The organism is Microbispora sp. CA-135349 (assembly GCF_050947365.1).
Taxonomy (GTDB): domain Bacteria; phylum Actinomycetota; class Actinomycetes; order Streptosporangiales; family Streptosporangiaceae; genus Microbispora.
The window spans coordinates 8,496,953-8,522,683 of the sequence record NZ_CP192001.1 but is presented as its reverse complement, the minus strand read 5'-3'; the positions used below and the strand labels follow the sequence as shown (position 1 = coordinate 8,522,683).

At 70.2% G+C, this 25,731-nt stretch carries 22 protein-coding genes and 1 pseudogene; 12 read left to right on the top strand and 11 right to left on the bottom strand.

Going from position 1 to position 25,731, the window contains the following annotated elements:
- Nucleotides 1-71 precede the first annotated feature (71 nt).
- Both ACQPZZ_RS39240 and mads6 read right to left on the bottom strand, forming a co-directional pair.
- Complete coding sequence (locus ACQPZZ_RS39240) at nucleotides 72-713, bottom strand: response regulator transcription factor (RefSeq protein WP_432927530.1); 642 nt, start codon at nucleotides 711-713, stop codon at nucleotides 72-74.
- 65 nt (nucleotides 714-778) lie between these two features.
- Complete coding sequence (gene mads6, locus ACQPZZ_RS39235) at nucleotides 779-2,182, bottom strand: methylation-associated defense system protein kinase MAD6 (RefSeq protein ID WP_363648089.1); 1,404 nt, start codon at nucleotides 2,180-2,182, stop codon at nucleotides 779-781.
- A gap of 232 nt (nucleotides 2,183-2,414) precedes the next feature.
- Between mads6 and ACQPZZ_RS39230 the strand changes: the two genes are divergently transcribed.
- Complete coding sequence (locus ACQPZZ_RS39230) at nucleotides 2,415-3,461, top strand: NAD-dependent epimerase/dehydratase family protein (protein ID WP_432927528.1); 1,047 nt, start codon at nucleotides 2,415-2,417, stop codon at nucleotides 3,459-3,461.
- A 61-nt stretch (nucleotides 3,462-3,522) separates the two neighbouring features.
- Nucleotides 3,523-3,771 carry a hypothetical protein gene (locus ACQPZZ_RS39225; RefSeq protein WP_363648093.1) on the top strand — a complete coding sequence of 83 codons (249 nt, stop codon included), beginning with the start codon at nucleotides 3,523-3,525 and terminating at the stop codon, nucleotides 3,769-3,771.
- Between the two features lie 920 nt (nucleotides 3,772-4,691).
- On the opposite strand, the gene ACQPZZ_RS39220 is transcribed toward ACQPZZ_RS39225, so the two are convergent.
- Together ACQPZZ_RS39220 and ACQPZZ_RS39215 are read right to left on the bottom strand one after the other, a co-directional pair.
- Entirely contained in the window at nucleotides 4,692-5,135 is a 444-nt protein-coding gene (locus tag ACQPZZ_RS39220; protein WP_363648095.1) for an ATP-binding protein, read from the bottom strand.
- An 86-nt stretch (nucleotides 5,136-5,221) separates the two neighbouring features.
- Nucleotides 5,222-5,620, bottom strand: a complete 399-nt coding sequence (locus ACQPZZ_RS39215) for an STAS domain-containing protein (RefSeq protein ID WP_432927525.1) — start codon at nucleotides 5,618-5,620, stop codon at nucleotides 5,222-5,224.
- Nucleotides 5,621-5,857: 237 nt separating this feature from the next.
- Between ACQPZZ_RS39215 and ACQPZZ_RS39210 the strand changes: the two genes are divergently transcribed.
- Nucleotides 5,858-7,039, top strand: coding sequence for a carboxylate-amine ligase (locus tag ACQPZZ_RS39210; protein ID WP_432927523.1), 1,182 nt, complete (start codon nucleotides 5,858-5,860; stop codon nucleotides 7,037-7,039).
- A gap of 22 nt (nucleotides 7,040-7,061) precedes the next feature.
- Here the strand turns inward: ACQPZZ_RS39210 and ACQPZZ_RS39205 are convergent, their stop codons facing one another.
- Together ACQPZZ_RS39205 and ACQPZZ_RS39200 are read right to left on the bottom strand one after the other, a co-directional pair.
- Nucleotides 7,062-8,510, bottom strand: a complete 1,449-nt coding sequence (locus ACQPZZ_RS39205) for an aminotransferase class I/II-fold pyridoxal phosphate-dependent enzyme (RefSeq protein ID WP_432927521.1) — start codon at nucleotides 8,508-8,510, stop codon at nucleotides 7,062-7,064.
- Nucleotides 8,511-8,677: 167 nt separating this feature from the next.
- The gene (locus ACQPZZ_RS39200) at nucleotides 8,678-9,076 is read right to left on the bottom strand and encodes an STAS domain-containing protein (RefSeq protein WP_432927519.1); all 399 of its coding nucleotides are present in this window, start codon (nucleotides 9,074-9,076) and stop codon (nucleotides 8,678-8,680) included.
- 567 nt (nucleotides 9,077-9,643) lie between these two features.
- Here ACQPZZ_RS39200 and ACQPZZ_RS39195 point away from each other — a divergent pair.
- Entirely contained in the window at nucleotides 9,644-10,006 is a 363-nt protein-coding gene (locus ACQPZZ_RS39195) for a hypothetical protein (protein WP_432927517.1), read from the top strand.
- A 10-nt stretch (nucleotides 10,007-10,016) separates the two neighbouring features.
- Here ACQPZZ_RS39195 and ACQPZZ_RS39190 read toward each other — a convergent pair whose 3' ends face one another.
- Complete coding sequence (locus ACQPZZ_RS39190; protein WP_432927515.1) at nucleotides 10,017-11,927, bottom strand: beta-galactosidase; 1,911 nt, start codon at nucleotides 11,925-11,927, stop codon at nucleotides 10,017-10,019.
- A 56-nt stretch (nucleotides 11,928-11,983) separates the two neighbouring features.
- Here ACQPZZ_RS39190 and ACQPZZ_RS39185 point away from each other — a divergent pair.
- A pseudogene (locus ACQPZZ_RS39185) lies at nucleotides 11,984-12,421 on the top strand (glycoside hydrolase N-terminal domain-containing protein); the annotation flags it as partial.
- A gap of 273 nt (nucleotides 12,422-12,694) precedes the next feature.
- Here the strand turns inward: ACQPZZ_RS39185 and rpoB are convergent.
- The 4 genes from rpoB to ACQPZZ_RS39165 form a co-directional block, all read right to left on the bottom strand.
- Nucleotides 12,695-16,171 carry a DNA-directed RNA polymerase subunit beta gene (gene rpoB, locus ACQPZZ_RS39180; protein ID WP_432927513.1) on the bottom strand — a complete coding sequence of 1,159 codons (3,477 nt, stop codon included), beginning with the start codon at nucleotides 16,169-16,171 and terminating at the stop codon, nucleotides 12,695-12,697.
- A 338-nt stretch (nucleotides 16,172-16,509) separates the two neighbouring features.
- The gene (locus ACQPZZ_RS39175; protein ID WP_432927511.1) at nucleotides 16,510-17,421 is read right to left on the bottom strand and encodes a carbohydrate ABC transporter permease; all 912 of its coding nucleotides are present in this window, start codon (nucleotides 17,419-17,421) and stop codon (nucleotides 16,510-16,512) included.
- Nucleotides 17,418-18,413 (bottom strand): ABC transporter permease, encoded by a 996-nt coding sequence (locus ACQPZZ_RS39170; RefSeq protein WP_432927508.1) that lies wholly within the window; start codon nucleotides 18,411-18,413, stop codon nucleotides 17,418-17,420. The genes ACQPZZ_RS39175 and ACQPZZ_RS39170 overlap by 4 nt, the downstream gene beginning before the upstream one ends.
- Nucleotides 18,410-20,074, bottom strand: a complete 1,665-nt coding sequence (locus tag ACQPZZ_RS39165; protein WP_432927506.1) for an extracellular solute-binding protein — start codon at nucleotides 20,072-20,074, stop codon at nucleotides 18,410-18,412. The genes ACQPZZ_RS39170 and ACQPZZ_RS39165 overlap by 4 nt, the downstream gene beginning before the upstream one ends.
- 318 nt (nucleotides 20,075-20,392) lie before the next feature.
- Here ACQPZZ_RS39165 and ACQPZZ_RS39160 point away from each other — a divergent pair, with 318 nt between their 5' ends.
- The 7 genes from ACQPZZ_RS39160 to ACQPZZ_RS39130 all read left to right on the top strand — a co-directional run bounded on the left by ACQPZZ_RS39160 (nucleotide 20,393) and on the right by ACQPZZ_RS39130 (nucleotide 25,722).
- The gene (locus tag ACQPZZ_RS39160) at nucleotides 20,393-20,731 is read left to right on the top strand and encodes a hypothetical protein (protein WP_432927504.1); all 339 of its coding nucleotides are present in this window, start codon (nucleotides 20,393-20,395) and stop codon (nucleotides 20,729-20,731) included.
- A 37-nt stretch (nucleotides 20,732-20,768) separates the two neighbouring features.
- Nucleotides 20,769-21,260, top strand: coding sequence for an NUDIX hydrolase (locus ACQPZZ_RS39155; RefSeq protein WP_432927502.1), 492 nt, complete (start codon nucleotides 20,769-20,771; stop codon nucleotides 21,258-21,260).
- 315 nt (nucleotides 21,261-21,575) lie between these two features.
- The gene (locus ACQPZZ_RS39150; RefSeq protein WP_432927500.1) at nucleotides 21,576-22,286 is read left to right on the top strand and encodes a hypothetical protein; all 711 of its coding nucleotides are present in this window, start codon (nucleotides 21,576-21,578) and stop codon (nucleotides 22,284-22,286) included.
- On the top strand, nucleotides 22,283-23,071 hold the full coding sequence (locus tag ACQPZZ_RS39145) for a glycosyltransferase family 2 protein (RefSeq protein ID WP_432927498.1): 789 nt from the start codon (nucleotides 22,283-22,285) through the stop codon (nucleotides 23,069-23,071). Before ACQPZZ_RS39150 ends, ACQPZZ_RS39145 begins: the two co-directional genes overlap by 4 nt.
- Nucleotides 23,068-24,321, top strand: coding sequence for a 2-phospho-L-lactate transferase CofD family protein (locus tag ACQPZZ_RS39140; protein ID WP_432927496.1), 1,254 nt, complete (start codon nucleotides 23,068-23,070; stop codon nucleotides 24,319-24,321). Before ACQPZZ_RS39145 ends, ACQPZZ_RS39140 begins: the two co-directional genes overlap by 4 nt.
- Nucleotides 24,318-24,980: an HAD family hydrolase gene (locus ACQPZZ_RS39135; protein ID WP_363645598.1), complete on the top strand. Its 663-nt coding sequence runs from the start codon at nucleotides 24,318-24,320 to the stop codon at nucleotides 24,978-24,980. The genes ACQPZZ_RS39140 and ACQPZZ_RS39135 overlap by 4 nt, the downstream gene beginning before the upstream one ends.
- Complete coding sequence (locus ACQPZZ_RS39130) at nucleotides 24,970-25,722, top strand: nucleotidyltransferase family protein (RefSeq protein ID WP_432927495.1); 753 nt, start codon at nucleotides 24,970-24,972, stop codon at nucleotides 25,720-25,722. Before ACQPZZ_RS39135 ends, ACQPZZ_RS39130 begins: the two co-directional genes overlap by 11 nt.
- Nucleotides 25,723-25,731: the final 9 nt, after the last annotated feature.

Sequence of the window (25,731 nt, the reverse complement as noted above, 5' to 3'; positions counted from 1 at the left end):
GCCAGCCTGAGGGATCGACCCCCACGCGGGTTAGGGACGAAGGTCCCGTTGTCGACGTCGATCGGCCCGGCTCAGTTCTCCTGTCCGGCCTTGAGCCGGGCGGCGAGCGCGGCGGCCTGGGTGCGGCGCTGCATGTCGAGCTTGCTCAGCAGGTTGGACACGTAGTTCTTGACCGTCTTCTCGGCGAGGAACATCCGCTCGCCGATCTGCCGGTTGGTCAGGCCCTCGCCGATCAGCTCCAGGATCTGCCGCTCCTGGTCCGACAGCGCCGCCAGCGGGTCCTTCTTCGCGGCCTGGTCGCGCAGCCGGTGCAGCATGGCGGCCGTGGTCTGCGGGTCCAGCAGCGACTGCCCGGCCGCCACCGTCCGCACCGCGCCGACCAGGTCAGAGCCGTGGATCTGCTTGAGCACGTATCCCGCGGCCCCGGCCATGACCGCGTTGAACAGCGCCTCGTCGTCGGCGTAGGAGGTCAGCATCAGGCAGGCCAGGCCCGGCAGCTTCGAGCGGACCTCGCGGCAGACGTCCACCCCGTCGCCGTCGGGCAGGCGCACGTCGAGCACCGCCACATCCGGCTTCAGCGCGGGGATGCGCGCCACAGCCGACTCGGCCGTCCCGGCCTCGCCGACGACCTCGATGTCGTCCTCCGCCTCCAGCAACGCCGCCACACCACGCCGTACGACCTCGTGGTCGTCCACCAGGAACACCCGAATCATGACCCGGACGTTAGCCGCTCCCCGCCCGCCGGTGAAGTGACGAAGGTCCCCACCCGCGCCACGAGTCAGCGGCGGGACAGACGGCGCAGGGCGCTCCTGATCCTGCCGCCGAACGGCGCGCGCCGCCCGGGCTGGGTATCGCGGGCCATACGCAGCTCCGCGAGGGCCGTGACCGCGTCCGGGCGCTTGGCCGGTGTGGGGTCGCGCATCCGCCTTACGAGGTCCATGACCTCGGGGGCGACGCCGCCGGCGTCCGGCTCGGCGTCGACGCCGGGCGCGGGCAGTTCGCCGGTGAGGAGCTGGAAGGCGATGACCCCGGCCGAGTACACGTCGGCGGCCGGGGTCATCCGGTCGGGGCGGGCCCGGCATTCGGGGGCGACGTAGTGGACATCGAGGATGTTGGGCAGCTCGTTGGCCACGGTGTGCTTGCGCGGGCCGGGCTTGGCGTAGTCGAAGCCGGTCAGCATCGCGTTGCCGCCGTCGGTGACGAGCACGCAGGCGGGGGTCAGCGACCGATGGATGACGTTGTTGGCGTGGACGTGGGCCAGGCCGTCCAGCATGTCCTCCATGACGCCGAGCTTGGCGTCGATGCCCAGCTTCCGCCCGGTCAGGTGCAGGTGCAGGGCCTGCCCGTGGACGTCGTCGAGCACGAGCACGAACCGGCTCTCGTCGTCGATCGCGAAGAAGTCCCTCGATCGTACGACGCAGGGGTGCGGCGGGATCTTGGCCAGCGACTGGTAGGCGTTGGCGATCCGGCGCTGCTCGGCCACCCGCCGCCGCTGCTCGGCCATCGGGTCGGCGCGGTAGACCCGCAGCAGCACGGTCCCGCTGGTCGGGGCGGTCGCGTTGACGGCGCGGTATTCGGTGACCCGGCTGTCGCCGCCGAGTTGCTCTTCCACCTCCCAGTTGCCGAAGCGCGGCGGCGCGGTCGAGCGGCGCACGGTGCCGTTCAGCGCCTCGATGATCGCCGTGCGGTACGGCCCCGCGTCCCGGCTGCATCCGTGCCTCACCCGGGAGACGTCGCTGAGCATGGGGATGAGCCCGGCGATCGTGGTGACGTGCCGGGCGTCGCGCCCGCTGGGGTCGACGAGGACGGCTCCGGAGGCGGTCAGCACCACCACGTTGTCGACGTACAACCGCTCCAGCTCGCGGTGTTCCTCGATCAGCAGGCCCTTGAGCGCCCGTGCGGTGCCGCGCAGCTTGGCCACCGGCGAGCCGAACGCCTCCCGGTGCTGGGGGAACCACCGGTTGCCGGACACCTCGAACCGGCCCCGGGCTCCCTTCACGTCGATCACCACGAGGGAGTGGCCGGTGAGCACCACCACGTCCACCTCGAACAGGTCGGCGCCGCGGGGAACCTCGATGTTGTGCAGCAGCAGCCAGTCGTCAGGGGCGTTGTCCCGCAGGTGGGCGATGACCCTTCGCTCGGCGTCATTGACGGGGCGTCCGCCACCGACGATCTGAGCCATCTCTGCTGCTCCGCCTCTCTGACCAGATTGAGAACTTAATCCTCCTAGGTAGCGGTATTCCCGCGCCACCACTGATTCCCCCGCATTGTTCCAGGAGAAATCTGGAGCTCCCGCATCCGGCCCACCCCGCCGGCCGGTCGCGGGGCCGCATGATCGGGCACCTGCCGGGGATGGGCGTATAGCGAACTTGTGCCTGGTTTGTGGCAGCTATCGCCAGGAAACGGAGTATTTCATGCGAGTTGTCGTGGTTGGTGCGAGCGGGAACGTCGGTACGAGCGTGCTCACCGCGCTCGAGTCCGAGGCGAGCGTGACCTCGATCGTCGGGGTGGCCAGGCGGATGCCGGGCTGGTGCCCGGCGAAGACCGAATGGCGCACGGCCGACGTCTTCCGGGACGACCTCGATCCGATCTTCAGCGGCGCCGACGCGGTCGTGCACCTGGCCTGGCTGTTCCAGCCCACGCACGACCCGGTCACCACCTGGAACTCCAACGTGCTCGGGAGCATGCGCGTCTTCGACGCCGCCGCCCGGGCCGGGGTCTCGGTCCTCGTCCACTCGTCGTCCGTGGGGGCGTACTCGCCGGGGCCCAAGGACCCGCCCGTCGACGAGTCCTGGCCGACGAACGGCTGGCCGAACGCGGCGTACGGCCGGGAGAAGGCCTACGTCGAGCGCGTGCTCGACGTCTTCGAGCGCGACCACCCGGACATCCGCGTGGTGCGGATGCGCCCCGGGTTCATCTTCAAGGAGGAGGCCGCCACCGAGCAGCGACGGCTGTTCGCCGGGCCGTTCCTGCCGCAGCGGCTGGTGCGGCCGGAGCTGATCCCGTTCGTGCCGGACATGCCGCGCCTGCGGTTCCAGGCCCTCCACTCCCGGGACGCCGGCGAGGCGTTCCGGCTGGCGCTCACCCGCGACGTGCGGGGGGCGTTCAACATCGCCGCCGACCCGGTGATCGACCCCTCCGTGCTGGCGGACCTGCTGGGCGCGCGGAAGGTGCCGGTCCCGGCCGCGATCGTGCGTACGGCGGTGTCGGCGGGCTGGCACCTGCGGCTGATCCCGGCCTCGCCCGGCATGGTGGAGATGGTCCTGCAGATTCCGATCATGGATGTCTCCCGTGCCCGTGAGGAACTGGGCTGGCAGCCCCGGCACAGCGCGGTGGACGCCCTGCGCGCGGCGATCGAGGGCATGCGGCGCGGCGCGGGCATGGAGACCCCGCCGCTCGCGCCCGACTCGGGCAGGGAGCGGGTCAAGGAGGTCACGACGGGCGTGGGCTTGCGGCCGTAGAGGTCGCCCAGACGCCGATCCCGACACCATGCCGACACCATGCCGACACCAGGGAGGCGCGATGGCGCTGCTGGACCCCGACTGCGTACGGCGGCTGCTTGAGTCGGCCGACCCGGACGTCGCACTGGTCTTCGTCCGGGGCGAGTGCCTCGTGCTGCCGCTCGACCGGATCGACGAGAGGCACCGCAAGCTCGTGGTGGTACGCCGCGCGGACCTTCCCGAGGCCCAGGGAGACGAGCCGGTGACGGAGGAACGGGTGGAGGCGCTCACCCGGTGCCTCGAGAACGTGGCACGTGATCTCGGCGCCTGAATCCGCCACCCGCGGTTGATGCGTGACCACGGCGTCACGTTCGGTAACATCGTCACCGGCATCCCCCATCTGTCCGCGGTCTCCGACGCCATGTGGACGCGGCGTGGGCGGCCGGATATGCCGCCTGATGCCGTCCTCTGAGACAAATGACGGCGTGTCGCGCGCTGGCCCAAAATTCCGGAAAGCGCCGCGGACAAATCAGACAGTCAACTACGCATCACGGGACAAACCGGGATAAAAAACTATCGCAACCCGTGATCTGATCGTCACTCTTCGTGCGGAACCTCGAATGCCGCTCGTATTCGTTGCGTGCACGGTGGGTCACCTGTGAACATCAGGGAAAGGTCCGGAATCCCTCCTACCGGGTCGGCGGCGCGACGGCGGCGGGGATTCCGCCCATGCGCGCTTCGGCCCGGCCAGGAACGGATTCCTGATCGGGCCGATCGACACGTCCGAGACGTCGATCTCGGACAGCGCATATGGGGAGGGGGCCCCGATGACTGCTATCAGGCCCCGCGGGAGCGGGGGACGCCGTCACGAAGGGCGGATTCACGACCCGGAATTCGGCTCGTGGATCGGCGAGGTGGCCAGAGCGGTCCGGGACGTGGTTGACAGCACACCCCGGACCATTCGCCTCTGCGCCCTGATCGCGGTTGCCGCCGCGTCATGGGCATTCCTCAGGTAGCCGTCCAGCAGCCATGAGGAGGTGGTCGCGGACCCAGGTTATGGCGGCCGGAGACCCGTGACGGCCCGGTTTACGGGATCGGGACGATACCCAGGGCCAACCCGGGGGTCGACCGGGGTGAACCGAGGAGAACCGAGGAGAACCGAGGTGGGGCGGCCACGGTTGGCCGGGCCCCGCCTGGGTCCGCGACAGGATCGCGGGGCACGTGCGGATTCCGCCCGTGCCCCGCACGCGTTCAGACCGGGCTGGCGCTGTGCCCGAGAGAGGCGGCGCCCCCGTCGCCGTTGTCCGCGACGCCGTCGTCGACCCGCATGGACAGCCGGATCGTCGACTGACCGGGGATCCGGTCGATGGTCACCGAGTCGCACAACTCGCCCATGAGCCACAGGCCGAATCCGCGGTCGCCGCGGCCGCTGGGCCGCTCGTTCGGGACGGCGCCGGCCCGGAGGACGCCGACGTGGTCGGCGACGTCGACGGCGAGCACGCCGCCGTCGCAGGAGATGGCCAAAGTGCCGACTCCTCCACCGTGTTCGAGCACGTTGATGGCCGCCTCGTTGGCGGCGATGACGAGGTCGTCCAGCCGGGGGCCGGCGAGGCCCGCCTGCACGGCGTACCGCTGGATGTTCTCGCGCAGCGTCGCGAGATCATCCGTTATCGGCCACTGCCGGCGGTGATCCACCACTGTCCTCCTCGCCGCTGCCTCTCCTGGCTGAATCTTCCGCCCGATTTCTTCGAGGCTACCGTCTTGTTACCCGTCGCCTGCCTTCACCTGGGTGTCGACCGTGCCGCGACCGCGTCCACGGCCTCCGCCAGGCCCGGCGCGACGGTGAAGGCGTTGACCAGCCCGGTGATCCTGAAGATTCTCGCCAACCGGGCGTTCATGCCCGCCAGAGTCACCGCGCCGTCGCGCTCCTGCAGCAGCTTGCGTACGGCCAGCAGGATCCGGATGCCCGTGGAGTCGCAGAAGTCGAGGCCGCTCAGGTCGAGGACGAGCTCGCTGTGCCCCTCACCGAGAACCCCCTCGACGTCCGTACGCAGCAGCTCGGCGTTCGTGTAGTCGAGGGCGCCGGCGAGCGCGACGACCAGCACGTGGTCGGCGAGGGGGCCGGCCACGGGGCCGGCGAGGGGCGTGGAGACGGGAGTAAGTACGACGGCGGCGGTCACGAGCACACCTCGGCGGACGCTGCGGGGACGGTCGGGCGGTGGGGGCGGTGGGAGTGGGGGGCGGGGGTCAGGCGTCAGTCTAGAGCAGCCATGCCGCGGGGGCGGGGCCGTACGGCCTGCGGAGACTCCTCCGACACGGACGGACGGTCAAGAAACGCCATATGTGGTTTTTCGCGGCGTGGTCGGGGGGAAGTGGGGGACTAACCTGCTGGACCCTCCTGCCGAAGAAGATCGCTCATGCCAGACGTGACAAGGGAGGTCCAGTTCGACACCGTGCACACACCCTCCCTCGTCGCGCAGGCAACCGCGAGTCCGGCGACACTCACGCTCGGAGTCGAGGAGGAGTTCCTGCTCGTCGACCCGCGAACCGGACGGGTCGTCCCCGCGGCGCGGGAGATCCGCGCGCGGGCGGCCGGGCCGGGGGCGGACCGGCTGGTGTTCGAACTGACACAGTTCCAACTGGAAAGCAACAGCGCCGTACACAGCACGCTGCGTGACCTGCACGGCGACCTGCTGGAGATGCGCCGCGCCGCCGACGGCGCCGCCGCGAGCGCGGGACTCGGCCTGCTGGCATGCGGTGCGCCGCTGGACGGCAACGCCGGGGTGCCGCCCCTGTCCCCGTGCCCCCGCTACCAGGCCATGCATCGCGAGTTCGGCGCGGTCATGGACGGGCAGGGCGTCTGCGGCTGCCACATCCACGTCGGCATCGCGGACCGAGAGGAGGCGGTGCGGGTCAGCAACCACCTGCGGCCCTGGCTCCCGGTCCTGCAGGCGCTGGCGGCCAACTCGCCGATCGCGGACGGCCGGGACACCCGCTACGCGAGCTGGCGGGCGCTGATGATGGGCAGGTGGCCGAGCGCGGAGCCGCCGCCGTTCTTCCGATCTCTGCGGCACTACGAGAGCCTCGTCGACGGCATGCTGACCGGCGGCACGATCATGGACCGGGGGATGATCTACTGGCTCGTCCGCCTGTCCGATCACGTCCCGACGCTGGAGATCCGCGCGGCCGACGTGTGCCCGACCGCGGGAGAGGCCGTGATGCTGGCCGGGCTGGTGCGAGGGCTGGCGGAGACGGCGTTGCGCGATGTGCGGGCCGGCGTGCCCGCCCCCGAGGTCGAGGACACCCTGCTGCGGGCGGCCTACTGGCGGGCCGCCCGCGACGGTGTGGACGGCGAGGCGTTCGACCTGTTCACGGGGGTTCGGGTGCCCGGCTGGCGCCTGGTGGACCGCCTGCTCGATCACGTGCGGCCGGTGCTGGAGAACAGCGGCGACTGGGCGCCGCTCACCCTCCAGCTCGACCGGCTACGGCACAGCGGCTCGGGGGCGGCGCGTCAGCGGGCGGCGTACGCCCGGCACAGCCGGCTGAGTGACGTCGCCGGAGCGCTCATGGCACAGACGGTCGCCGCCCAGTGGACCTGAACGGACCCGAATCCGCGTTCCGTCACTCAGCGACGACGCGCAGCGTCTTCAGGCTGGGGTCGCCGGCGTCCGGGATGTCCATGCCGCCTTCGAGCCCGGTGGTCAGGTAGCTCAACACCGGCTGGGTGATGCGCTCCCCCGGGCACAGGGCGGGCGCGCCCGGCGGGTACGGCGTGACCATCTCGGCCGCGATCCGGCCCACCGCCTGGCCGGTCGGCACGATCTCGACCCGCCCGAAGAACGCGTCCCTGGGCAGCATGGCGACGTCCAGCTCCAGCTCGCCCGGCTCGGGTACGTCGATCCGGGCGGCGGACGGTAGGTCGCGGGCCGAGGACAGAGCGCGCAGCGCGTCGAGCAGCACGCCGACCGTCTCCTCGCTGTCGGCGACGGTGATCTCGGCGCTGACGCGGCGGTGGTCGCTCAGCGAGAGGTTGACGTGGCAGCGCTCGCGCAGCCAGTCGGAGGCGTGGTAGCCGTCGACACCGAGTCCCGACACGTCGACCACGATCTTCAGCGGGTCCATGTCGAACGCGCGGGTGTTCTCCTTGCTCAGCACCCACAGGCCGTGCATTTTGTCGATCTCCCTGCGGACCGACTCCGCGAGTTCGAGCGCGCGGTCGAGCAGGTCCTTGCCGTGCTCCACCATCTGCCTGCGCCAGCCGTCGAGCGCCGCGTAGATCAGGGTCGAGGGGCTGGTCGTGCCGAGCAGGTCCTCGCGGGCCTTGAGCACGGCCGGGTCCACCCGGTTGCCCTGCAGGTGGAACACCGAGCTCTGCTCCAGCCCGTTGCCCATCTTGTGGACGCTCGTCACGCACAGGTCCGCCCCGGCGTTCATCCCCCACGTGGGCAGGTCCTCGTGGAACGGCAGGTGGGCGCCCCAGGCCTCGTCCACGATGAACGTCCGGTCATACCTGCGGCACACCTCGTTGATGCCCTCCAGGTTGCCGCAGGTGCCGTAGTCCACCGGGCTGGCGACGATGACGCCCTTGGCGTCGGGGGCCGCCTTGAACGCGTCCTCCACGGCCTCCGGCGTGGGCGGATACGACATGTGCAGATCCCCGTCCCAGTCCCCGTGCACCCAGACGGGCTCGACGCCGCTCAGAATCAGCGCCGAGATGACCGACTTGTGGGCGTTCCGGGCGACCAGCAGTTTCTCCCCGGGCCCGGCTACGGAGAGCATGGCGCTCTTGACCGACAGGGAGCTGCCGCAGGTGGAGAAGAACGCCCGCTCGGCGTTGACCGCCTCCGCCATGAGCTGCTGCGCCTCTTCGAGCACGCCGTTGCTCTGCAGCCGGTCGTCCAGGCCGTTCATGACCATCACGTCGTCTCTGAAGAGGTCCTCGCCCAGGACCTCCAGGACCCGTGGATCCACCCCCCGCCCCTGCTTGTGACCCGGAGGCGTGAAGCTGATGTCTCCTCGCCGGCGGTACGCGGTGAGCGCCTCCAGCACGGGTGCGCGGGACTGGTCCATGTCCGTGTTCCTCCCCTGGACGGGCCCTGAACGACTCGGGGCCGTTCCCCTCGTCCGCGCGTACCCGGACCTGACCGGCACAAACGACCACGGCGGGCCGTCAGAGGCCCCCGCCCCTCGGCGAGAGGGCGGGGGCCGGCGGTCAAACGATCGGACCGGTCAAACGATCAGACCATGGACACATCGTGCGAGTTCGTCACCACCATGGCGGCGACGGCCTCGACGGGCGTACCGTCGATGATGAACGTGTCGCGCAGCCGGGTCGCCGCAAGGACGATGTTCAAGATGCCGTGAACTCCGGTGAGCCGCATCGCACCGGCGGCCTTCTCGATGTCGTCCCGGGCGTCCAGCAGCGCTTCCAGGCCGCAGGAGTCGCAGAACCGCAGGCCGGACGCATCCACCACGATCTTGGTGCGACCCTGGCGGACAAGATTCCTGATCGCCTTGCGGAGCATGTCCCCGCTGGCGATGTCGAGTTCACCCCGCAGCACGACCACGACGGCCGGCTGGTGATCGCTCACAGTAATCTCGAGCTGCTGCGTTGTCATATACGCGCCTTCATCCATATTTTTCGGGCGTACTGTCTTGAACGACGCTACCCGGCAGAGTGTCAGGTCTCAGTAATGCGCGACGGTCGATGGTATGCGAGTCCGTCTGGCAATCCCACTCTTGCCCCACATTGTGGCAAATAGGTAAAGAGATCGGGCTTTGTGGTGATCTCTGGCGACATGTCCCGAACGATCCGGGATCACGGGGGATCCCCTGTCCTGTAGACGATTGCGGCCTGCGGGAGATCGCCGGAGGCGCCGGCCGGGGGCGGGATCCGCTGCCGCCGTCGTGGTCTCGTGGGGTGGAGACTGGACTGGTTCAAACATACCAGCTCGCCAGATAAACGAGGCGTAACCCCTTTTTCTCCGGAGAATGCTTACTTTTCCCACACGCTCTTGGCGGGCGTATTACCATTCATGCCAAGTCCGCCGCCCGGAACCGCCGAGCGATCGAAGGACGGCCGATCCCTGACCTCCATCGGCTCGATCACGTGGCGGCGCTCCTGACGCCGGCATCGGTGCGTGGCCCTTCCGTGCGTGGGTAGAGGGCCCGTTCCCGGAAGTACGGCGAGCGGGAGGACCGGCATGGCGGACGAGATCACGGCGGGCAGGATCGCGGCGCGGGCACTGGCGGCCAGGACACCCGGCTGGATGGTCTGGTATGGCGAGCGCACCGGAAGCTTCTGGGCCGTCCCCCGGGTGGCGACGGCGATCGTGCCCCGCCTGCTGGAGGCGCCGACGGCGGACGACCTGGAAGAGGAGATCCGGCAGGCCGAGGGCCGCCCCGCGCGGGAGCAGACGCGTGAGCAGACGCGGCCCGGGGAGCAGAGCCCCACTCAACAGGCCACCACTCAGGAGGCCACCACTCAGCAGGCCGTCACGGAGGCCGCCCGTCACCGCCGGTCGGCCGCCGAGACGCCGGCCCCCCGGATCCCGGTCAACCGCTGACGGCACGCTCTCACGTCGCCCGCACGACCACGCACTGGCCGGGGTTCAGGACGCCGGTGAGGGGCTCGCCGCTGATCAGGTCGGTGCCGTGGACCGGCACGGGCTGCTCGTCCTGGGTGTGGTTGAGAGCGAAGACCCGGTCCCGCCGCCGGACGATCTCGACGCCCGGTGCACCGCTGCCGGCCAGGCCGGCGCGGGCGAGGACACCCGCGTAGCCGGAATCGCCGAGCCGCGTCGAGACGTACCACGCCGTGCCCTCGCCGAGGCGGCGGCGCGTGACGGCGGGCCCGCCGCCGGGGTAGCGGGCGACCGCCTCGGCCCCGTCCAGGTGGACGACCTCGCTCCAGGCGGTCGCGACGCCGAAGTCCGTGAGCGTCACGGCGTCCGCCAGCGGGCGGAACTCCTCCACGCGGACGCCGAGGATCTCCCGCAACGCCCCCGGGTATCCGCCCGGCCTGATCCGGGTGTGCTCGTCGGCGATCCCGCTGAAGAACGACACGACGAGCGTGCCGCCACCCCGCACGTACGTCCCGAGGCCGCGGGCGGCCTCGTCGGAGATCAGGTAAAGGCTCGGCACGAGGACGGCCCGGTACGCCGACAGGTCGTGCGAGGGGTGGGCGAAGCAGGTCGTGACGCCCTGCCGCCACAGCACCCGGTGGGCCTGTTCGACGGCCGCGAGACAGTCGAGCTCGGCCGACGGCAGGCCAGGCGCCTGGACGGCCCACCACGCCTCCTCATCCCACAGGATCGCGACCTCCGCCTCGACGAGTGGCTCATCGGCCGGCTCATCAGGGGGGATCCGCTTCAGCGCCTCGCCTAGGGCGCACACCTCGCGGAAGACGCGGGAGTCCGGGCCGGTGTGCGGGACCATGCCGGGATGCCACTGCTCGGCGCCGCCGAGGGAGGCGCGCCACTGGAAGAACATGACACCCTTCGCGCCCCTGGCGACGTGCTGCAGGCTGTGCCTGGCGATCTCGCCGGGCTCCTTGGCCGTCATGCGGGGGCCCGTCACGTATCCCGTCGCCTGCTCCATCAGCAGCCAGGGCCGTCCGTTCGCCCAGGAGCGGGCCAGGTCGGCGGCGAACGCGGTCTGCTCGGCCGCTGCGGTGCCCCGCCCCGACGGGTAGTGATCGACGGCGACCAGGTCCACCTCGCGCGACCACTTCCAGTGGTCGATCGACGCCCAGCCGGCCAGCACGTAGTTGGTGGTGACGGGCACCTCGGGGGTCAGTTCGCGTAGCAGGTCGCGCTGCTCACGGAAGTGCGCGAGCATCTCGTCGGAGACGAACCGGCGGAAGTCGAGCGCCTGCGCGGGATTCGGGAGATACTGCGTCGCCCGGGGCGGGGTGATCTGTGCCCAGTCCGAGTAGTGCTGGCCCCAGAAGGCGGTCGTCCAGGCGTCGTTGAGGGCGTCGAGGCCGCCGTATCGCTCCCGCAGCCAGGTGCGGAACGCCGCCGCGGCGTGGTCGCAGTGGCAGGGCGTGCCGTACTCGTTGTGCACGTGCCACATGGCCAGCGCGGGGTGGTCGCGATAGCGCTCGCCGAGAGCGCGGGTGATCCGCAGCGACGCCGCGCGGTACGCCGGGGCGCTCACGCAGTAGGTGTCACGGCTGCCGTGCGTGAGCCGTACACCGTCCCGGGTGACGGTGAGGGCGTCGGGATGCGCCAGGGAGAACCACGGCGGGGGAGAGGCGGTCGGGACGGCCAGATCCACCCGGATCCCGCCGTCGGCGAGCAGGTCGAGCACCCGGTCGAGCCAGCCGAAGGTGTGGCGGCCCTCGGACGGCTCCAGCCGTGACCAGGCGAAGACGCCGACGGTGACGAGGGTGACCCCGGCGCGGCGCATGAGCGCGACGTCCTCGGCCCAGACCACCTCGGGCCACTGCTCCGGGTTGTAGTCCCCGCCGTACCAGAGCGGCATGCACGTGCCCTTCTTCAGGCTGGCCCTTCTTTCGGCCGGAGCCCAAACTAATTCCGGTGGATCATGGAGTCAACGGCTTCGTCTCGCGCACCCGCCCGGACGACTGGGAGCACGCGCTGATCAGCGGGAACGGCCGTCAGGGCGCTCTGGTCCACGGCGCGGGACCCGAGATGCGGGTCACGCTCTCGCACGAGCGGTTGTTCCTGCCCACGCTGCCGCCGATCGACCCGCCGGAGACCGCCCGGGTCCTGCCGGAGCTGCGCGCGCTGCTGTACGCGGGGCGGTTCGCGCGGGCGGCCGAGCGCGTGATGGAAATGGCCGTCGAGCAGGATCCCGGCTACGCCGCCCTGCGCCGGATCGGCCCGCTGATCGGCGCCGCGGCCCTGACGTACACGCACGTGACGTCGCCGGAGGGCTACGAGCGGGGCTGCGACTTCATGACCGGGCTGGTGACCCAGGAATGGCCCAGAGCCCTCAGGCAGGAGGTCTTCGTCTCCCGCGCCCACGACGGGACTTCTCGGCCTGCTTCCGGCCTGCCCCTGGCCGTCCGGGGAGGTCCGCGGCCTGCGCGCCAGGCGCGGGGTCGTCGTCGAGCGCCTGACCTGGTCCCCCGGCCGCGTCGAGGCCGTCCTCACCGCTCCCGCCCCCCGCCGCCTCACCGTCACCACCCCGTACGGCCCGCCCGCGACCGTCACCCGCCCCCTGCGTCGTGGCAGCGCCGTGAGCAGCGCCATGAACAGGGGGCGGGTGACGGGGATCCGGTCCGCTCAGACCTCGTCGACGGTCATCGCGCCCTCGTGGGGACGCCGGGACAGGTCGATGCCGAGCTCCTCCGCCGCGCGGAAGACGTCCTCGTCGGTGTCCCTCATCTCGATCGACATGCCGTCGCTGGAGAGAACCTCGACGTTCAGGCAGAGCGACTGCATCTCCTTGATGAGGACCTTGAAGGACTCGGGAATGCCCGCCTCGGGGATGTTCTCGCCCTTGACGATGGCCTCGTAGACCTTCACGCGGCCCAGGACGTCGTCGGACTTGATCGTCAGCAGCTCCTGCAGCGCGTAGGCCGCGCCGTAGGCCTCCAGGGCCCACACCTCCATCTCGCCGAAGCGCTGGCCGCCGAACTGCGCCTTACCGCCCAGCGGCTGCTGGGTGATCATCGAGTATGGGCCGGTCGAGCGAGCGTGGATCTTGTCGTCGACCAGGTGCAGCAGCTTCAGGATGTAGATGTAGCCGACGGCGATGGGCTGCTCGAACGGCTCACCGGTGCGGCCGTCGAACAACCGCGCCTTGCCGCTGTGCCGGATCATCCGTTCACCGTCGCGGTTGGGGAGGGTGCTGTCCAGAAGACCGACGATCTCCTCCTCGCTGGCACCGTCGAACACCGGCGTGGCCACGTTCGTGCGCGGCTCGACGCGCGCGAAGCCCTTGTCGCGCAGGCGCTCGGCCCAGGCCTCCTCGACGCCGCTGACGTCCCACCCCCGGGCGGCGATCCACCCCAGGTGGGTCTCGAGAATCTGGCCGACGTTCATCCGGCCGGGCACACCCAGCGGGTTGAGGATGATGTCGACCGGGGTGCCGTCCTCCAGGAACGGCATGTCCTCCACGGGCAGGATCTTGGAGATGACGCCCTTGTTGCCGTGGCGGCCGGCCAGCTTGTCGCCCTCGCTGATCTTGCGCTTCTGCGCCACGTAGACGCGGACCAGCTCGTTCACGCCCGGAGGAAGCTCGTCGCCCTCCTCGCGGCTGAACACGCGCACGCCGATGACCTTGCCGGCCCCGCCGTGCGGCACCTTCAGCGAGGTGTCGCGGACCTCGCGCGCCTTCTCCCCGAAGATCGCCCGCAGCAGCCGCTCCTCGGGGGTCAGCTCCGTCTCACCCTTGGGCGTGACCTTGCCGACCAGGATGTCACCGGTCTCCACATCGGCGCCGATGCGGATGATGCCGCGCTCGTCGAGGTCGGCCAGCGCGTCCTCGGAGGCGTTCGGGATGTCGCGGGTGATCTCCTCGGGGCCCAGCTTGGTGTCGCGGGCGTCGACCTCGTGCTCCTCGATGTGGATCGACGACAGCACGTCGTCCTGCACCAGGCGCTGGGACAGGATGATCGCGTCCTCGTAGTTGTGGCCCTCCCACGGCATGAACGCCACGAGCAGGTTCTTGCCGAGCGCCATCTCGCCGTTGTCGGTGCACGGCCCGTCGGCGACGACCTGACCCTGCTCGACCCGGTCGCCCTCGGCCACGATCGGCTTCTGGTTGAAGCAGGTGCCCTGGTTCGACCGGCTGAACTTGGCGACCCGGTAGGTCGTCCGGGTGCCGTCGTCGTTCATCACGGTGACGTAGTCGGCCGAGACCTCCTCCACCACACCGGCCTTCTCGGCCGTGATGACGTCGCCCGTGTCGACCGCGGCGCGGTATTCCATGCCGGTGCCGACCAGCGGGGCCTCGCTCTTGAGCAGGGGCACCGACTGCCGCTGCATGTTCGAGCCCATGAGCGCGCGGTTGGCGTCGTCGTGCTCGAGGAACGGAATCATGGCGGTGGCCACGGACACCATCTGGCGAGCCGACACGTCGACGTAGTCGACCTCGTCGGGACGGGCCAGTTCGGTCTCCCCTCCCTTGGTGCGCACCAGGACGCGCGTCTCGGCGAACGAGCCGTCGGCGTTCAGCGCCGTCGTGGCCTGCGCCTTGACGTACCTGTCCTCCTCGTCCGCGGTCAGGTAGTCGATCTGGTCGGTCACCTTGCCGTCGACGACGCGGCGGTACGGAGTCTCGACGAAGCCGAACGGGTTGATGCGGGCGTAGGAGGCCAGTGAGCCGATCAGGCCGATGTTCGGGCCCTCCGGCGACTCGATCGGGCACATCCGGCCGTAGTGGGACGGGTGCACGTCGCGGACCTCGAAGCCCGCACGCTCACGCGACAGACCACCGGGCCCCAGCGCGTTCAGGCGGCGCTTGTTCGTCAGCCCGGCCAGCGGGTTGATCTGGTCCATGAACTGCGACAGCTGCGAGGTGCCGAAGAACTCCTTGATCGACGCCACGACCGGGCGGATGTTGATCAGCGACTGCGGCGTGATCGCGTCCACGTCCTGCGTGGTCATGCGCTCGCGGACGACGCGCTCCATGCGGGCCAGGCCCAGGCGGACCTGGTTCTGGATCAGCTCGCCCACCGTGCGCACCCGCCGGTTGCCGAAGTGGTCGATGTCGTCGGTCTCGACGATGACGTCACCGCTCACGCCCGGCATCGTCGCCTGGCCGGCGTGCAGCCGGACGAGGTATTCGATGGTGGCGACGATGTCGTCCTCCGTGAGCGTGCCCTGGGTGATGTCGGACTGCACGCCCAGCTTCTTGTTGATCTTGTAGCGGCCGACCTTCGCCAGGTCGTAACGCTTCGGATTGAAGTACAGGTTCTCCAGCAGCGCCTGCGCCGACTCCTTGGTCGGCGGCTCACCCGGACGCAGCTTGCGGTAGATGTCCAGCAACGCGTCGTCCTGGCCGGAGGTGTGGTCCTTCTCCAGCGTCGCCCGCATCGACTCGTACTGGCCGAAACGCTCGAGGATCTGGTCGCTGGTCCAGCCCAGCGCCTTCAGCAGCACCGTGACCGGCTGCTTGCGCTTGCGGTCGACGCGGACGCCGACGCTGTCGCGCTTGTCGATCTCGAACTCGAGCCACGCGCCACGCGAGGGGATCACCCGGCAGCCGAACAGGTCCTTGTCGGAGGTCTTGTCGGCCGACCGGTCGAAGTAGACGCCCGGCGACCGCACGAGCTGGGAGACCACGACACGCTCGGTGCCGTTGACGATGAAGCTACCCTTCGGCGTCATGAGCGGGAAGTCGCCCATGAACACCGTCTGGCTCTTGATCTCACCTGTGGTGTTGTTGATGAACTCCGCCGTGACGAACAGCGGGGCGGAGTAGGTCATGTCCTTGTCTTTGCACTCGTCGACCGAATGCTTGGGCGGCTCGAACCTGTGCTCGCGGAACGACAGGGACATGGTTCCGGAGAAGTCCTCGATCGGACTGATCTCCTCGAAGATCTCTTCGAGGCCGGATTGGGGTGGGATGTCCTTGCGCCCGGCCTGGCGAGCCGCCTCGACCCGGTCCTTCCATCGTTGGTTGCCCACCAGCCAGTCGAAGGACTCGGTCTGCAGGGCGAGAAGGTCGGGGACTTCGAGCGGCTCCTCGATACGTGCGAACGACACGGTACGGGGGCCGGCGGGTACGGCGGAGGCGTTGCGCGAGGCTGCCAACAGATGTCCTTCCGAGGGCTCGCGGACTGACTACACGCGCCCGGCGGCACCACACCTGATAGCAGGGAATGGGACATCGAGACCGAGCGCGGAAGGGCAGCATAAATCAACAGACAAACGCCTGTCCACTTACTACAGTATTTGTCAATCTCTATCCCACCATCAGAGTCGCACGCCCCGGCGGAAATTGTCAAGCCGCCATTCGCGCCGCGGTTCTTTGGTAAACCCCGGTTTCCGGGAGGCCGTGCTTTCTCGGCAACCGCGGCGGCATGACGACGCCCCGCCGGTGGGAGGCGCGGCGGGGCGTCGGTCCTGGGGACGGGCGTGCGGAAAGCGCGTCAGCCCTTGATGGCGCCGATGATGACGCCCTTGGTGAAATGGCGTTGCACGAACGGATAGACGACCAGGGCCGGCAGCACGGCGATGGCGACGATGGCCATTTTGACGGCCAGCGTGGGGGGCGCGACGTGGCCGAAGCCGTTCACGCCCACCGTGGCCGTCGGCAGGGGATTGGAATCGACGACGTACGACCGCAGGACCAGGGCGAGGGGCCACTTGCGGGTGTCGTCGATGAACAGCATGGCGTTGAACCACGCGTTCCAGTAGCCCACGGCGTAGAACAGCCCGATGACCGCCGTGACCGCTTTCGACAGCGGAAGCACGATCCGCCACAGGATGCGGAACTCCCCGGCGCCGTCGATGCGGGCGCTGTCGAGCAGCTCGTGCGGGATGTTCATGAAGAACGCCCGCAGCACGACGATGTTGAACGCCGACACGGCCGACGGCAGGATCAGCGACCAGTACGTGTCCTTCAGCCCGAGCGAGGCGACCATCAGGTAGGTCGGGATGAGGCCCGGGAAGAACACGAACATCAGCAGGACGGAGAACAGGATCGGCCGGTGGAACAGCGTCCCCGGCCGCGACAGCGCGTACGCCCCGAGGACGCTCACGCCGAGGCTGACCGCGGTGCCCGCGACGGTGACGCCGGTGCTGACCAGCACGGCGCGGCTGACCACGCTGTCGGAGAAGATCTGGAGGTACGCGTCGAACGTGATGCCGTCCGGCACCAGCACCAGGCCGCCGACCCGGTTGACCGTCTCGGCCGACGACAGGCTGGTCAGCACGATCGTGTAGAGCGGCAGCAGCACGGCGAGCACGATGAGCGCGAGCGCGCCGCCCTTGCCGATCCGGCCCGTGACCGATCCCGGCTCCTCCCAGGGGGCCAGACCGGACACCTTGCGACGACTCATGATCGCGAATACACCCCCCGTTCGCCCAGGGCGTGCGCCACCCGGTTGGCCACCAGGATCAGCGCGAGGCCGACGACGCCCTTGAACAGGCCGGCCGCCGCGCCGTAGCCGAAGTCGCCGGTGCGCAGGCCGGACCAGTAGACGAAGGTGTCGAAGACCTCCGACACCTTGCTGCCGACCGCGCCGCGCTGCAGCATGAACTGCTCGAAGCCGACGTTGAGCGCGTCGCCGAGCCGCAGGATCAGCAGCAGCACGATGACGGGCCGCAGCCCGGGCAGCGTGACGTGCCACATCCGGCGCCACTGCCGGGCCCCGTCGACCGCGGCGGCCTCGTACAGACTCTGGTCGATGGTGCTGAGCGCGGCGAGGAACACGATCGTGCCCCAGCCGGCGTCCTTCCAGACCGTCTCCGCCGTGACCAGCAGGATGAACGTGTCCGAGTTCGTCATCCAGTCGATGCCCGCGTGCCCGTGGTCGCGCAGGATCTGCGCGATGAGCCCGGCGCCGCCGAACATCTGCTGGAAGATGGCGACAACCAGCACCCACGAGAAGAAGTGGGGCAGGTAGACCACGCCCTGGATGAAGGCCCGCAGCCGCCCGGAGACCAGGCTGTTGAGCAGCAGCGCCAGCGCGATCGGCACCGGGAAGTAGAAGACGAGCTGGAACGCGGTGATGCCCAGCGTGTTCACCACCGCCCGGATGAACTGCGGGTCGCCGAACAGCTGGGCGAAGTTGGTGAAACCGATGACCGGGCTGCCCAGGATGCCGCCGCTGAACGGGTTGTAGTCCTGGAAGGCGATGACGTTTCCCAGCGCGGGAACCCACCAGAAGGCGGTGACCAGCACCAGCATCGGCGCGGCCATGACCAGCAGCGGCCAGTCGCGGCGCAGCCGCGCGGCGAAGGTGTCCTTCCGCGCGCCGGCGGCCGGTCCGGCCGGGGTCGCCCCCGGCCGGACCTCCGGCACGCTCCTCGTGTCGGCGTCGGCGCTCACAGCCGCCCGTTCTCCCTGGCGACCTTCATGTAGAACTCGCGGGCCTCGTTGCCGCCCTGCTCCTGCCAGTCCTTGACGACCTGGGCCCACTCCGAGATCGGCCGCTTGCCGCGGAAGATCTCGTTCATCTTGTCCTCGGTCGGCTTGACCAGAGCGGCCATCTTGGACGGCACCTCGACCCGGATGCCGACGAACGGGTCGTTCTCCAGATACTTCGAGGCGGTGGCCTCCCAGCCGTGGTACGCCTCGACGTAGCCGGGATACTGGTTCTCGGTGATCGCGCCGGGCCGTCCGGACAGGAACATGTACGTCGGGGCGACCTCCTTGCGGCCGAGCGCGGTCTGCTGGACCTGCCCGTCCTTCAGCGTGAAGTGCCTGCCCTCGACGCCGTTGCTGATCAGGTCGTACTCCTGCGTGCCGTACGGCGCGGAGCACCAGTTGGCGATGCCGATCAGCTCGCGGGTGCGGGCGTCGCCGAGGCCCTTCCTGATGAAGCAGAACATGCCGGCGGGCTCGTTGCGCCACACGATGACCTTGCCGCCCGGGTGGGCCGGGTAGGGGTCCACCGCCCGCACGTCGATCTTCGGGGTGCTGGGCAGGTAGCGGCCGAGCAGCTCGTGGATCGTGCCGATCCCGTCCTTGTACATGACGAGCTGCCCGGCCCCGAAGGGCTCCTTGTGGTCGGCGAACTGGTTGGCCACGACGTCAGGGTGGACGTATCCGGCGTCGAACAGCTTCCTGTTGAACTCGATGGACTGCAGCCATTCCGGCGTCTCGTACTTGTAGATCAGAGTGCCGTCGGGCTGCTTGCGCCACTCGCGCGGGGCGCCGAACGCCCGCTGGAGCTCCTGGTCCATGCCGCCGAAGGCCCAGCGCTTCTTCTTCGGATCGGTCAGCTCCCTGCCCAGCGCGAGCAGGTCGTCGGCGCTCTTCGGAGGGGCCAGGCCGAACTCGTCGAGGATGTCCTTACGGACGATCGTGGCGAACGGATAGGGGGCGTTCTGCCACGGGATGCCCTGGAGCACGCCGCCGAACACGCCGTACGTCCAGGCGGCGGTGTCGTAGTTGGCCAGCAGCGGGAACTCCTTGGCCTTGTCGCCCGCGAGATAGGGCGACAGGTCGGCGAAGAGCTTGTTGGCCGCCTCGGTGAAGTGGGCGATGGCGATGACGTTCCAGCCCGGGATCTGGAGCATCTCGGGGACGTCGCCGCTGGCGAGCATCGTGTTCAGCTTGTCGACGTAGGTGTTGCCGTCGGAGATGTTGAACCGGACGGGTCCGCCGAGCCGCTCGTTGACGGCGTCGAAGTAGGAGTTCTCGCCGAGGCCGGGGGGGACGGTGCCCCACAGCGGGGTCATCACCTTCACCTCCGCGCCGCTGGTGATCGGCTTGGTGGTGACGGCCTGGACCATCGTGCCCGGCCTGGTCAGGAAGCCGGGTTCGACGAATTCGGAGCCCGGAAGGTCGGGCGACAGGCCCGGCACCTGGAACGGCACGCGGGTGGGCACGAGGCCCTTGAGCTTGTCGGCGGCGACGGCGGTGCCCTTGGACACTTCCTTCTTGGCCGCGCAGCCGGTGAGGCCCGCGGCGGCGAGCGTGCCCGCGCCGACCAGCCCGAGGAATCCGCGGCGGCTGGTCAGGGGGCCGCCGTGGGGTTGACTCATTGGTGCGATCCTTTGCTCGACGCCGATTAGTTCGTCAGATAGCCAAACAAATTAACCGGTTAACGGAAGGGCGACAAGGTTTCATGAAACGTTCATCGCGGTCGCGGGATCGCCCGTACAGGCGATCCGCCGGTCCTTAGGGCTGGTGATACTGGGGCGTTATGTCGCTCTTGTCGTTGAAGGCGTCTCGGTGGGCTCGACCACCAAGGGCGACTCGGCCATGCTGCGGACGATCGGACTGGCCGCCTTCTCCGGGTGAGGCGGGGCGAAACACTTGGCCAGGGTGTCGGACACGTACGCAGCGTCCGACACCCTGGCATGAGCAGCGCGCAGATCTGGCTCGCCCGTCCGGCCCGGCCCGGCGAGCGATACGCGTCGGCCGGTGACGTCGACTCCACCGGCGAGTTGCTGCACCCGTACCGCGGCATGACCGTGGACGAGGTGCGGGCAGTGCTGGCCGGGCGCAACGGCTCGATCGAGGAGTTCAGGGTCGGCGAGAGATCGGAGCGCCCCACGCAGGTGCCGGGAAACTGGTTCGTGGAGAGCGCGGTGCCGTGGGCCCCCGGGCGGGTGCTCGTCTGGGCGCGGCCCGACCGGGTGAAGCTCACTCCGGAGCAGACCGCGCAGGCGAAGGGGAAGATGGCCGGATGCCCTTAGGGACCTGAAGGACGTCTCCCGGACGTGAGGAGCGGGCGTGAGCGGCGCGATGGCGAGGGACGAGGCGGGCAACGAGCTGACCGCCTTCCACCGGGTGGCGGAGCGGGCGATGTTCTCCGACGCCCCGACGCCGCTCGCGCTGGTCGCGGTCTGGCATCGGCACGCGCACCTGGATCGGCTGCTTGTCGTCTTCAACCGCTACCGGCAGTGCTGGGAGCTGCCGGGCGGCCTGATCGATCCCGGCGAGACGCCCCATCAGGCGGCCGTACGGGAACTGCGCGAGGAGTCCGGGCTGCGGGCCGGGGACCTCGCGTTCGCCGGGTACGCGCGGTTCGTGCTGGGGCCCGAGCGGCGCGCGGAGTACGCGGCCGTCTACGCCCTCCGCGTCACGGCGCCGCATGACGGGTTCGCGCCCAACGCCGAGATCGCCGCGATCGGATGGTGGGACGGCACGACCCCGATGAAGGGCCGAGTGCAGAACCTCGACGTCCTCCTGGGCCGGCTGGCCCGGGAGGCCATTTCCGGTTGAGGGCCGGTCGATTCAGGCCCGTCCGGAACGGAGCGATCCAAAATTGACAGCCATCCGCAAACAGGATTGACAGTGACCGTAACATCCGAAAATGGCGCGATATTCAATTACTCGCCAGTACAATTTCTCTCCGGTGAACCACGTCTGACCAGCGGTTACGTCGCACACATAAGTGGATGACGCCCAATATGCGATAGTACGGACGCATTTCCGGATGTGGATGACATAATGCGTGGGAGCGCTCCCGCGCGTTCCGCTGCATTCTCGGAGCGCCATCCGGCACGCCTGCCCTCGGAAGGAAGGTGCCGCGTCTTCATGACGGCATTCGGCAAGAGTCCTCCGTCCCGGCCGCACCTCGACGGACACGGTCCGGCGGACGTCGTCCGCGCCGGCTCCCGTCCCTGGGCGTCCCACGTCTGGTGGATGGCCCTGGCCGCCGGGGCGCTCGGCTTCGCCTTCGTGTGGCTCGCCACGCCGCACGCCAGGGAGATCGGCTCGCCCTGGGAAATGGTGGCCAAGCTGTTCGCGTTCGCCTGCCTGTGCGTGGCGATCGCGGTCTTCCCATGGGTGTCGCCGCGGCTGAACTGGCTGCTCTACGTGCCGTTCGTCTTCTTCACCGGCTACCTGATTCCGCGCATCAGCTGGTTCTACTACGGTGACGGCGCGCGGGCCCAGGGCGACAGCTTCTACACGCACCTCTACCTGCTGCTCTATCCGGGCATCGTGCTCACGGTCGCCGCCGCCTACCGCATCGGGGGAGGCACGCCGGGCCGCACCCTGAAGATCATGGCCAGCGGTGTGCTCATCGTGTTCTCGGGGTTTCTCGACATCATGTGGCAGATCGTCAACCCGGTCGAGATCCCCGAGGTCATCGACGCGCCGCACATCAACCTGTTCACCGGGGGGCCGATCTCGTTCGGCGCGACGATCGTGTTCGCGCTCGTGCACGTTCCGATCATCGTCGGGATCAACCTGCTTCCCCTGGACCGCTGGATCGGCCGCCTGCTGGGCGCGGGTGACCGGTGAGCGCTGCCGTGAACATCTCCGTCGCCGCGCCCGCCTACAACGAGGCGGACACCATCGCGGCGGTGGTGAGCGAATGGCAGGACTATCTGGACGGCAACCCGGCCGTGGGCGAGTGGGAGATCGTCGTCTGCGACGACGGCAGCGGTGACGCGACCGGGGAGATCCTGGCCGCCCTGCGGGCCCGGTGCCCGCGGCTCGTCGTGGTCACGTTCGAACGCAACCGCGGCGCGGGCGCGGCCATCGCCGCCGCGATCGCCCACACCCGGCTCGACTGGGTCGTGCTGCTCGACTCCGACGGTCAGTTCCCGATCGCCAACCTCGACCGCGTCCTGCCGCGCGTCCAGGCCGGGGACGCGCGGGCGTTCTCCGGGGCCCGGATCAGGAAGGCCGACGGCCTGGCGTACCGATGGGGGTCGGCGGCCAGCGGCGCGGTCAGCAACCTGCTCCACCGCACGCGCTACCGCGACTTCAACTCGATCTTCAAGGTGGTGTACGGCCCGCTCTTCAGGTCGCTGCCGCTGGAGTCGGCCGGGATGAACTGCTCGACCGAGATCACCGCGCGGGTCGCCGAGATGGGCCACGAGTGGGTGGAGATCCCGATCGAGCACCGCGAGCGCGGCGGCGGCACCCGTGGCTGGCGCTACTGGCGCGGCGCCCGCGACCGGGCCCTGTTCGTCGCCTATCTCGGCTACCGCCACTGGTTGCTGCGCCGGGGCGTCCTGCGCCGTCCGGAACCGGCCGAGCCCGGCAGGTCCGCGTCGCCGGTCGCCGAGGAGGCCCGATGACCATCGCGGTGACGATGTTCAGCGGCGGCCGGGGGGCGTCCAGCATCACGAGGGGCATGCTGGACACCCCCGGGGTCGCCGTGTCGCTGGTCGTCAACGGGTACGACAACGGCCTGTCCACCGGCGCGCTGCGACGCTACCTGCCCGGGATGCTCGGGCCGTCGGACTTCCGCAAGAACCTCCTGCTCCATCTCGATCCCGCCGATCCGGAGCAAGGCGCGCTGGCGACCGTCCTCGACCACCGCCTGCCGGGCGGGACGACGCCCGCGGGGCTCACCGAGGTCATCGAGGCGATCGCCGGACGGCGTGGCCCGTTCGCCGCGCTGCCGGAGGCGGCCCGCGAGGCGGTCACGGCCGACCTGCGGGTGTTCGCCCGGCGGCTCGCGGCGTACCCGCACGGGCTCGATCTCGCCGACTGCGCGCTCGGCAACCTCGTGTTCGCCGGGGCGTACCTGCGGCTCGGCCGGGACTTCAACGCCGCCGTCGACGCCTGTGCCCGCGCGTTCGGCTCGCCCGTACGGCTGCTCAACGTGACCAACGGGGAGAACGCCTTCCTGACCGCGCTCAGGCAGGACGGCGGCCTGCTGACCGACGAGGCCGACATCGTCGCGCCGCAGGGCCCGGGCACGATCACCGACCTGTTCCTGCTGCGTGAGCCGGTCGGCGCGCGGCGCCGGGCCGAGCTGGAGGCGCTGCCGCCCGGATGGACCAGGGAGGTCCTGGGCCGCGAGCGCGCCGAGGTGACGCCGAACCCCCGCGCCCTGGAGGCGATCCGCGACGCGGACCTCATCGTCTACGGCCCCGGCACCCCGCACTCCTCGCTCCTGCCCAGCTATCTCACGCCCGGAGTGGCGGACGCGATCGCGCGCAGCCGGGCGGCGGCCAAGGTGTTCGTCGTCAACGTCCGGAGCGACCACGACATCCGGGGGCTGAGCGCGCCCGATCTGGTCGACCGCACGCTGGCCCACCTCGGCGACCCCCGCAACGGCCGGCGGCTGGTGACCCACGTGCTGAGCCACCTGCCCGCCCGGCCCGCCCTGCCCGTGCCGGACGCCCCCGCGGTGCCTCACAGCGTGCTCGACCGGGGCGAGTGGGCGGGGGCCCGCTGGGTCACCGCCGACCTCGAGAGTCCCGGCCGCCCGGGCCTGCACCACGCGGAGCGCACGGTCGAGGCGCTGCTCGCCGTCAGGGAGCTCGCCGTGAAGGAGTCGGCCGCCAGGGACGGGGCGGCCCTGGCGCGGGTCCGATGACGGCGCGGCTGGCGGACGCGTGTGCCCGGCGCGTCTGGCTCTTCGATCTCGACGGCACCCTCGTGGACTCCTGTCCGGCCCACGAGCAGGCCTTCCGCCAGGCCATCGCCGAGGTCGCGCCCGATCTGCTCGCTTCTTTCCGGTACGCCGACCACGCGGGCGCGAGCACCCGCGAGGTGGCGGTCCGCCTGCTGGGCGACACCGGGGACGCGGCCCGGCTGGCCCGGCTGAAGCAGCGGTTGTACCGCGAGCGGGCCGGTGCGGTGACCGTGTTCCCCGGCGCCCGGCGACTGCTCGGCCGCCTGGTCGCCGGGGGCCGCGACGCGTACCTCGTCACCAGCGGCAGCCGGGCGTCGGTCACGCGGGTGCTGGCGGCCTGCTCCCTGGGCGAGTACTTCCGCGGCGTGCTCACCAGCGACGACGTCCCGGCGAGCAAGCCAGACCCGGCCTTCTACGCGTACGCGTGCGACCGCTGGGGCCTCGACCCCGGCGCGGCCGTGGTGCTGGAGGACTCCGCGCACGGGGTGGCGTCGGCGGTCGGCGCGGGCCTGGCGACCCTGCACGTCCACGTCGCCGAGCCGGCTCCCGGGGCGGTCGCGGTGGGCGGCCTGGAACAGATCGTGTCTCTGCTGAACCCGGAGGTGGCCGGTGCCGGCTGACCGGTTGTGCGCGGTGATCCCGGCGGCCGGGCGGGGGACCCGCCTGGGCCTCGGGGTACCCAAGATCATGCTGGAGATCGCGGGCGGCGTCACCGTGTGGCACCTGCTCCACCGGCGGCTGCGGCCGTACGCCGAGCACGTCCACGTCGTGATGTCCCCCGAGGGGGAGGGGCCGTTCCGCGCGCTGGCCGCCGGCGAGATCGCGAGCGGGGCGGTCTCGGTGAGCGTCCAGGAGAAGCCCACCGGCATGGGCGGTGCGATCTTCGGCGCGGCCCCGCACTGGGAGGCCTACGGTGCGATCCTCGTGGTCTGGGGCGACCAGGCGGGCCTGTCCCCGGTGACCGTCGATCGTGTCGTCGAGGCGCACGAGAAGGGACTCACGCTCCCGCTGGTGCCGATGCCCGACCCGTACGTGGAGTACGAACTGGACGACGGCGGGACGCTGACGCGGGTGCGCCAGTCGCGGGAGGGCGACGAGTGCCGCCCGGGCGGGCTCAGCGACGTGGGCGTGTTCTGCCTGAGCACCGAAGGGCTCCGCGAGGCGTGGACGCGCCACCTGGACGAGGCGGCGGTGGGCGCCCACACGGGAGAGGTCAACTTCCTGCCGTTCCTGCCTTATTTGTCGCGGGAGCGGCGCTGGCCGCTGACGGTGGTGCCGGTGACCGACCCCGACGAGGCGCGCGGCGTCAACACGGCCGACGATCTCGAGTTCGCCCGGCGGGCGTACGCGCGGTGGGCATGAGACGGTGGG

What these genes read in the sequence shown, in the direction of transcription:
- ACQPZZ_RS39140 (WP_432927496.1), top strand. Translation starts at nt 23,068, where the DNA reads ATGACCATCGCGGTGACGATGTTCAGCGGCGGCCGGGGGGCGTCCAGC.
- mads6 (WP_363648089.1), bottom strand. Translation starts at nt 2,182, where the DNA reads ATGGCTCAGATCGTCGGTGGCGGACGCCCCGTCAATGACGCCGAGCGA.
- ACQPZZ_RS39165 (WP_432927506.1), bottom strand. Translation starts at nt 20,074, where the DNA reads ATGAGTCAACCCCACGGCGGCCCCCTGACCAGCCGCCGCGGATTCCTC.
- ACQPZZ_RS39175 (WP_432927511.1), bottom strand. Translation starts at nt 17,421, where the DNA reads ATGAGTCGTCGCAAGGTGTCCGGTCTGGCCCCCTGGGAGGAGCCGGGA.
- ACQPZZ_RS39190 (WP_432927515.1), bottom strand. Translation starts at nt 11,927, where the DNA reads ATGCCGCTCTGGTACGGCGGGGACTACAACCCGGAGCAGTGGCCCGAG.
- ACQPZZ_RS39225 (WP_363648093.1), top strand. Translation starts at nt 3,523, where the DNA reads ATGGCGCTGCTGGACCCCGACTGCGTACGGCGGCTGCTTGAGTCGGCC.
- ACQPZZ_RS39200 (WP_432927519.1), bottom strand. Translation starts at nt 9,076, where the DNA reads ATGGATGAAGGCGCGTATATGACAACGCAGCAGCTCGAGATTACTGTG.
- ACQPZZ_RS39205 (WP_432927521.1), bottom strand. Translation starts at nt 8,510, where the DNA reads ATGGACCAGTCCCGCGCACCCGTGCTGGAGGCGCTCACCGCGTACCGC.
- ACQPZZ_RS39230 (WP_432927528.1), top strand. Translation starts at nt 2,415, where the DNA reads ATGCGAGTTGTCGTGGTTGGTGCGAGCGGGAACGTCGGTACGAGCGTG.
- ACQPZZ_RS39195 (WP_432927517.1), top strand. Translation starts at nt 9,644, where the DNA reads ATGGCGGACGAGATCACGGCGGGCAGGATCGCGGCGCGGGCACTGGCG.
- ACQPZZ_RS39150 (WP_432927500.1), top strand. Translation starts at nt 21,576, where the DNA reads ATGACGGCATTCGGCAAGAGTCCTCCGTCCCGGCCGCACCTCGACGGA.
- ACQPZZ_RS39135 (WP_363645598.1), top strand. Translation starts at nt 24,318, where the DNA reads ATGACGGCGCGGCTGGCGGACGCGTGTGCCCGGCGCGTCTGGCTCTTC.
- ACQPZZ_RS39160 (WP_432927504.1), top strand. Translation starts at nt 20,393, where the DNA reads ATGAGCAGCGCGCAGATCTGGCTCGCCCGTCCGGCCCGGCCCGGCGAG.
- ACQPZZ_RS39240 (WP_432927530.1), bottom strand. Translation starts at nt 713, where the DNA reads ATGATTCGGGTGTTCCTGGTGGACGACCACGAGGTCGTACGGCGTGGT.
- ACQPZZ_RS39210 (WP_432927523.1), top strand. Translation starts at nt 5,858, where the DNA reads ATGCCAGACGTGACAAGGGAGGTCCAGTTCGACACCGTGCACACACCC.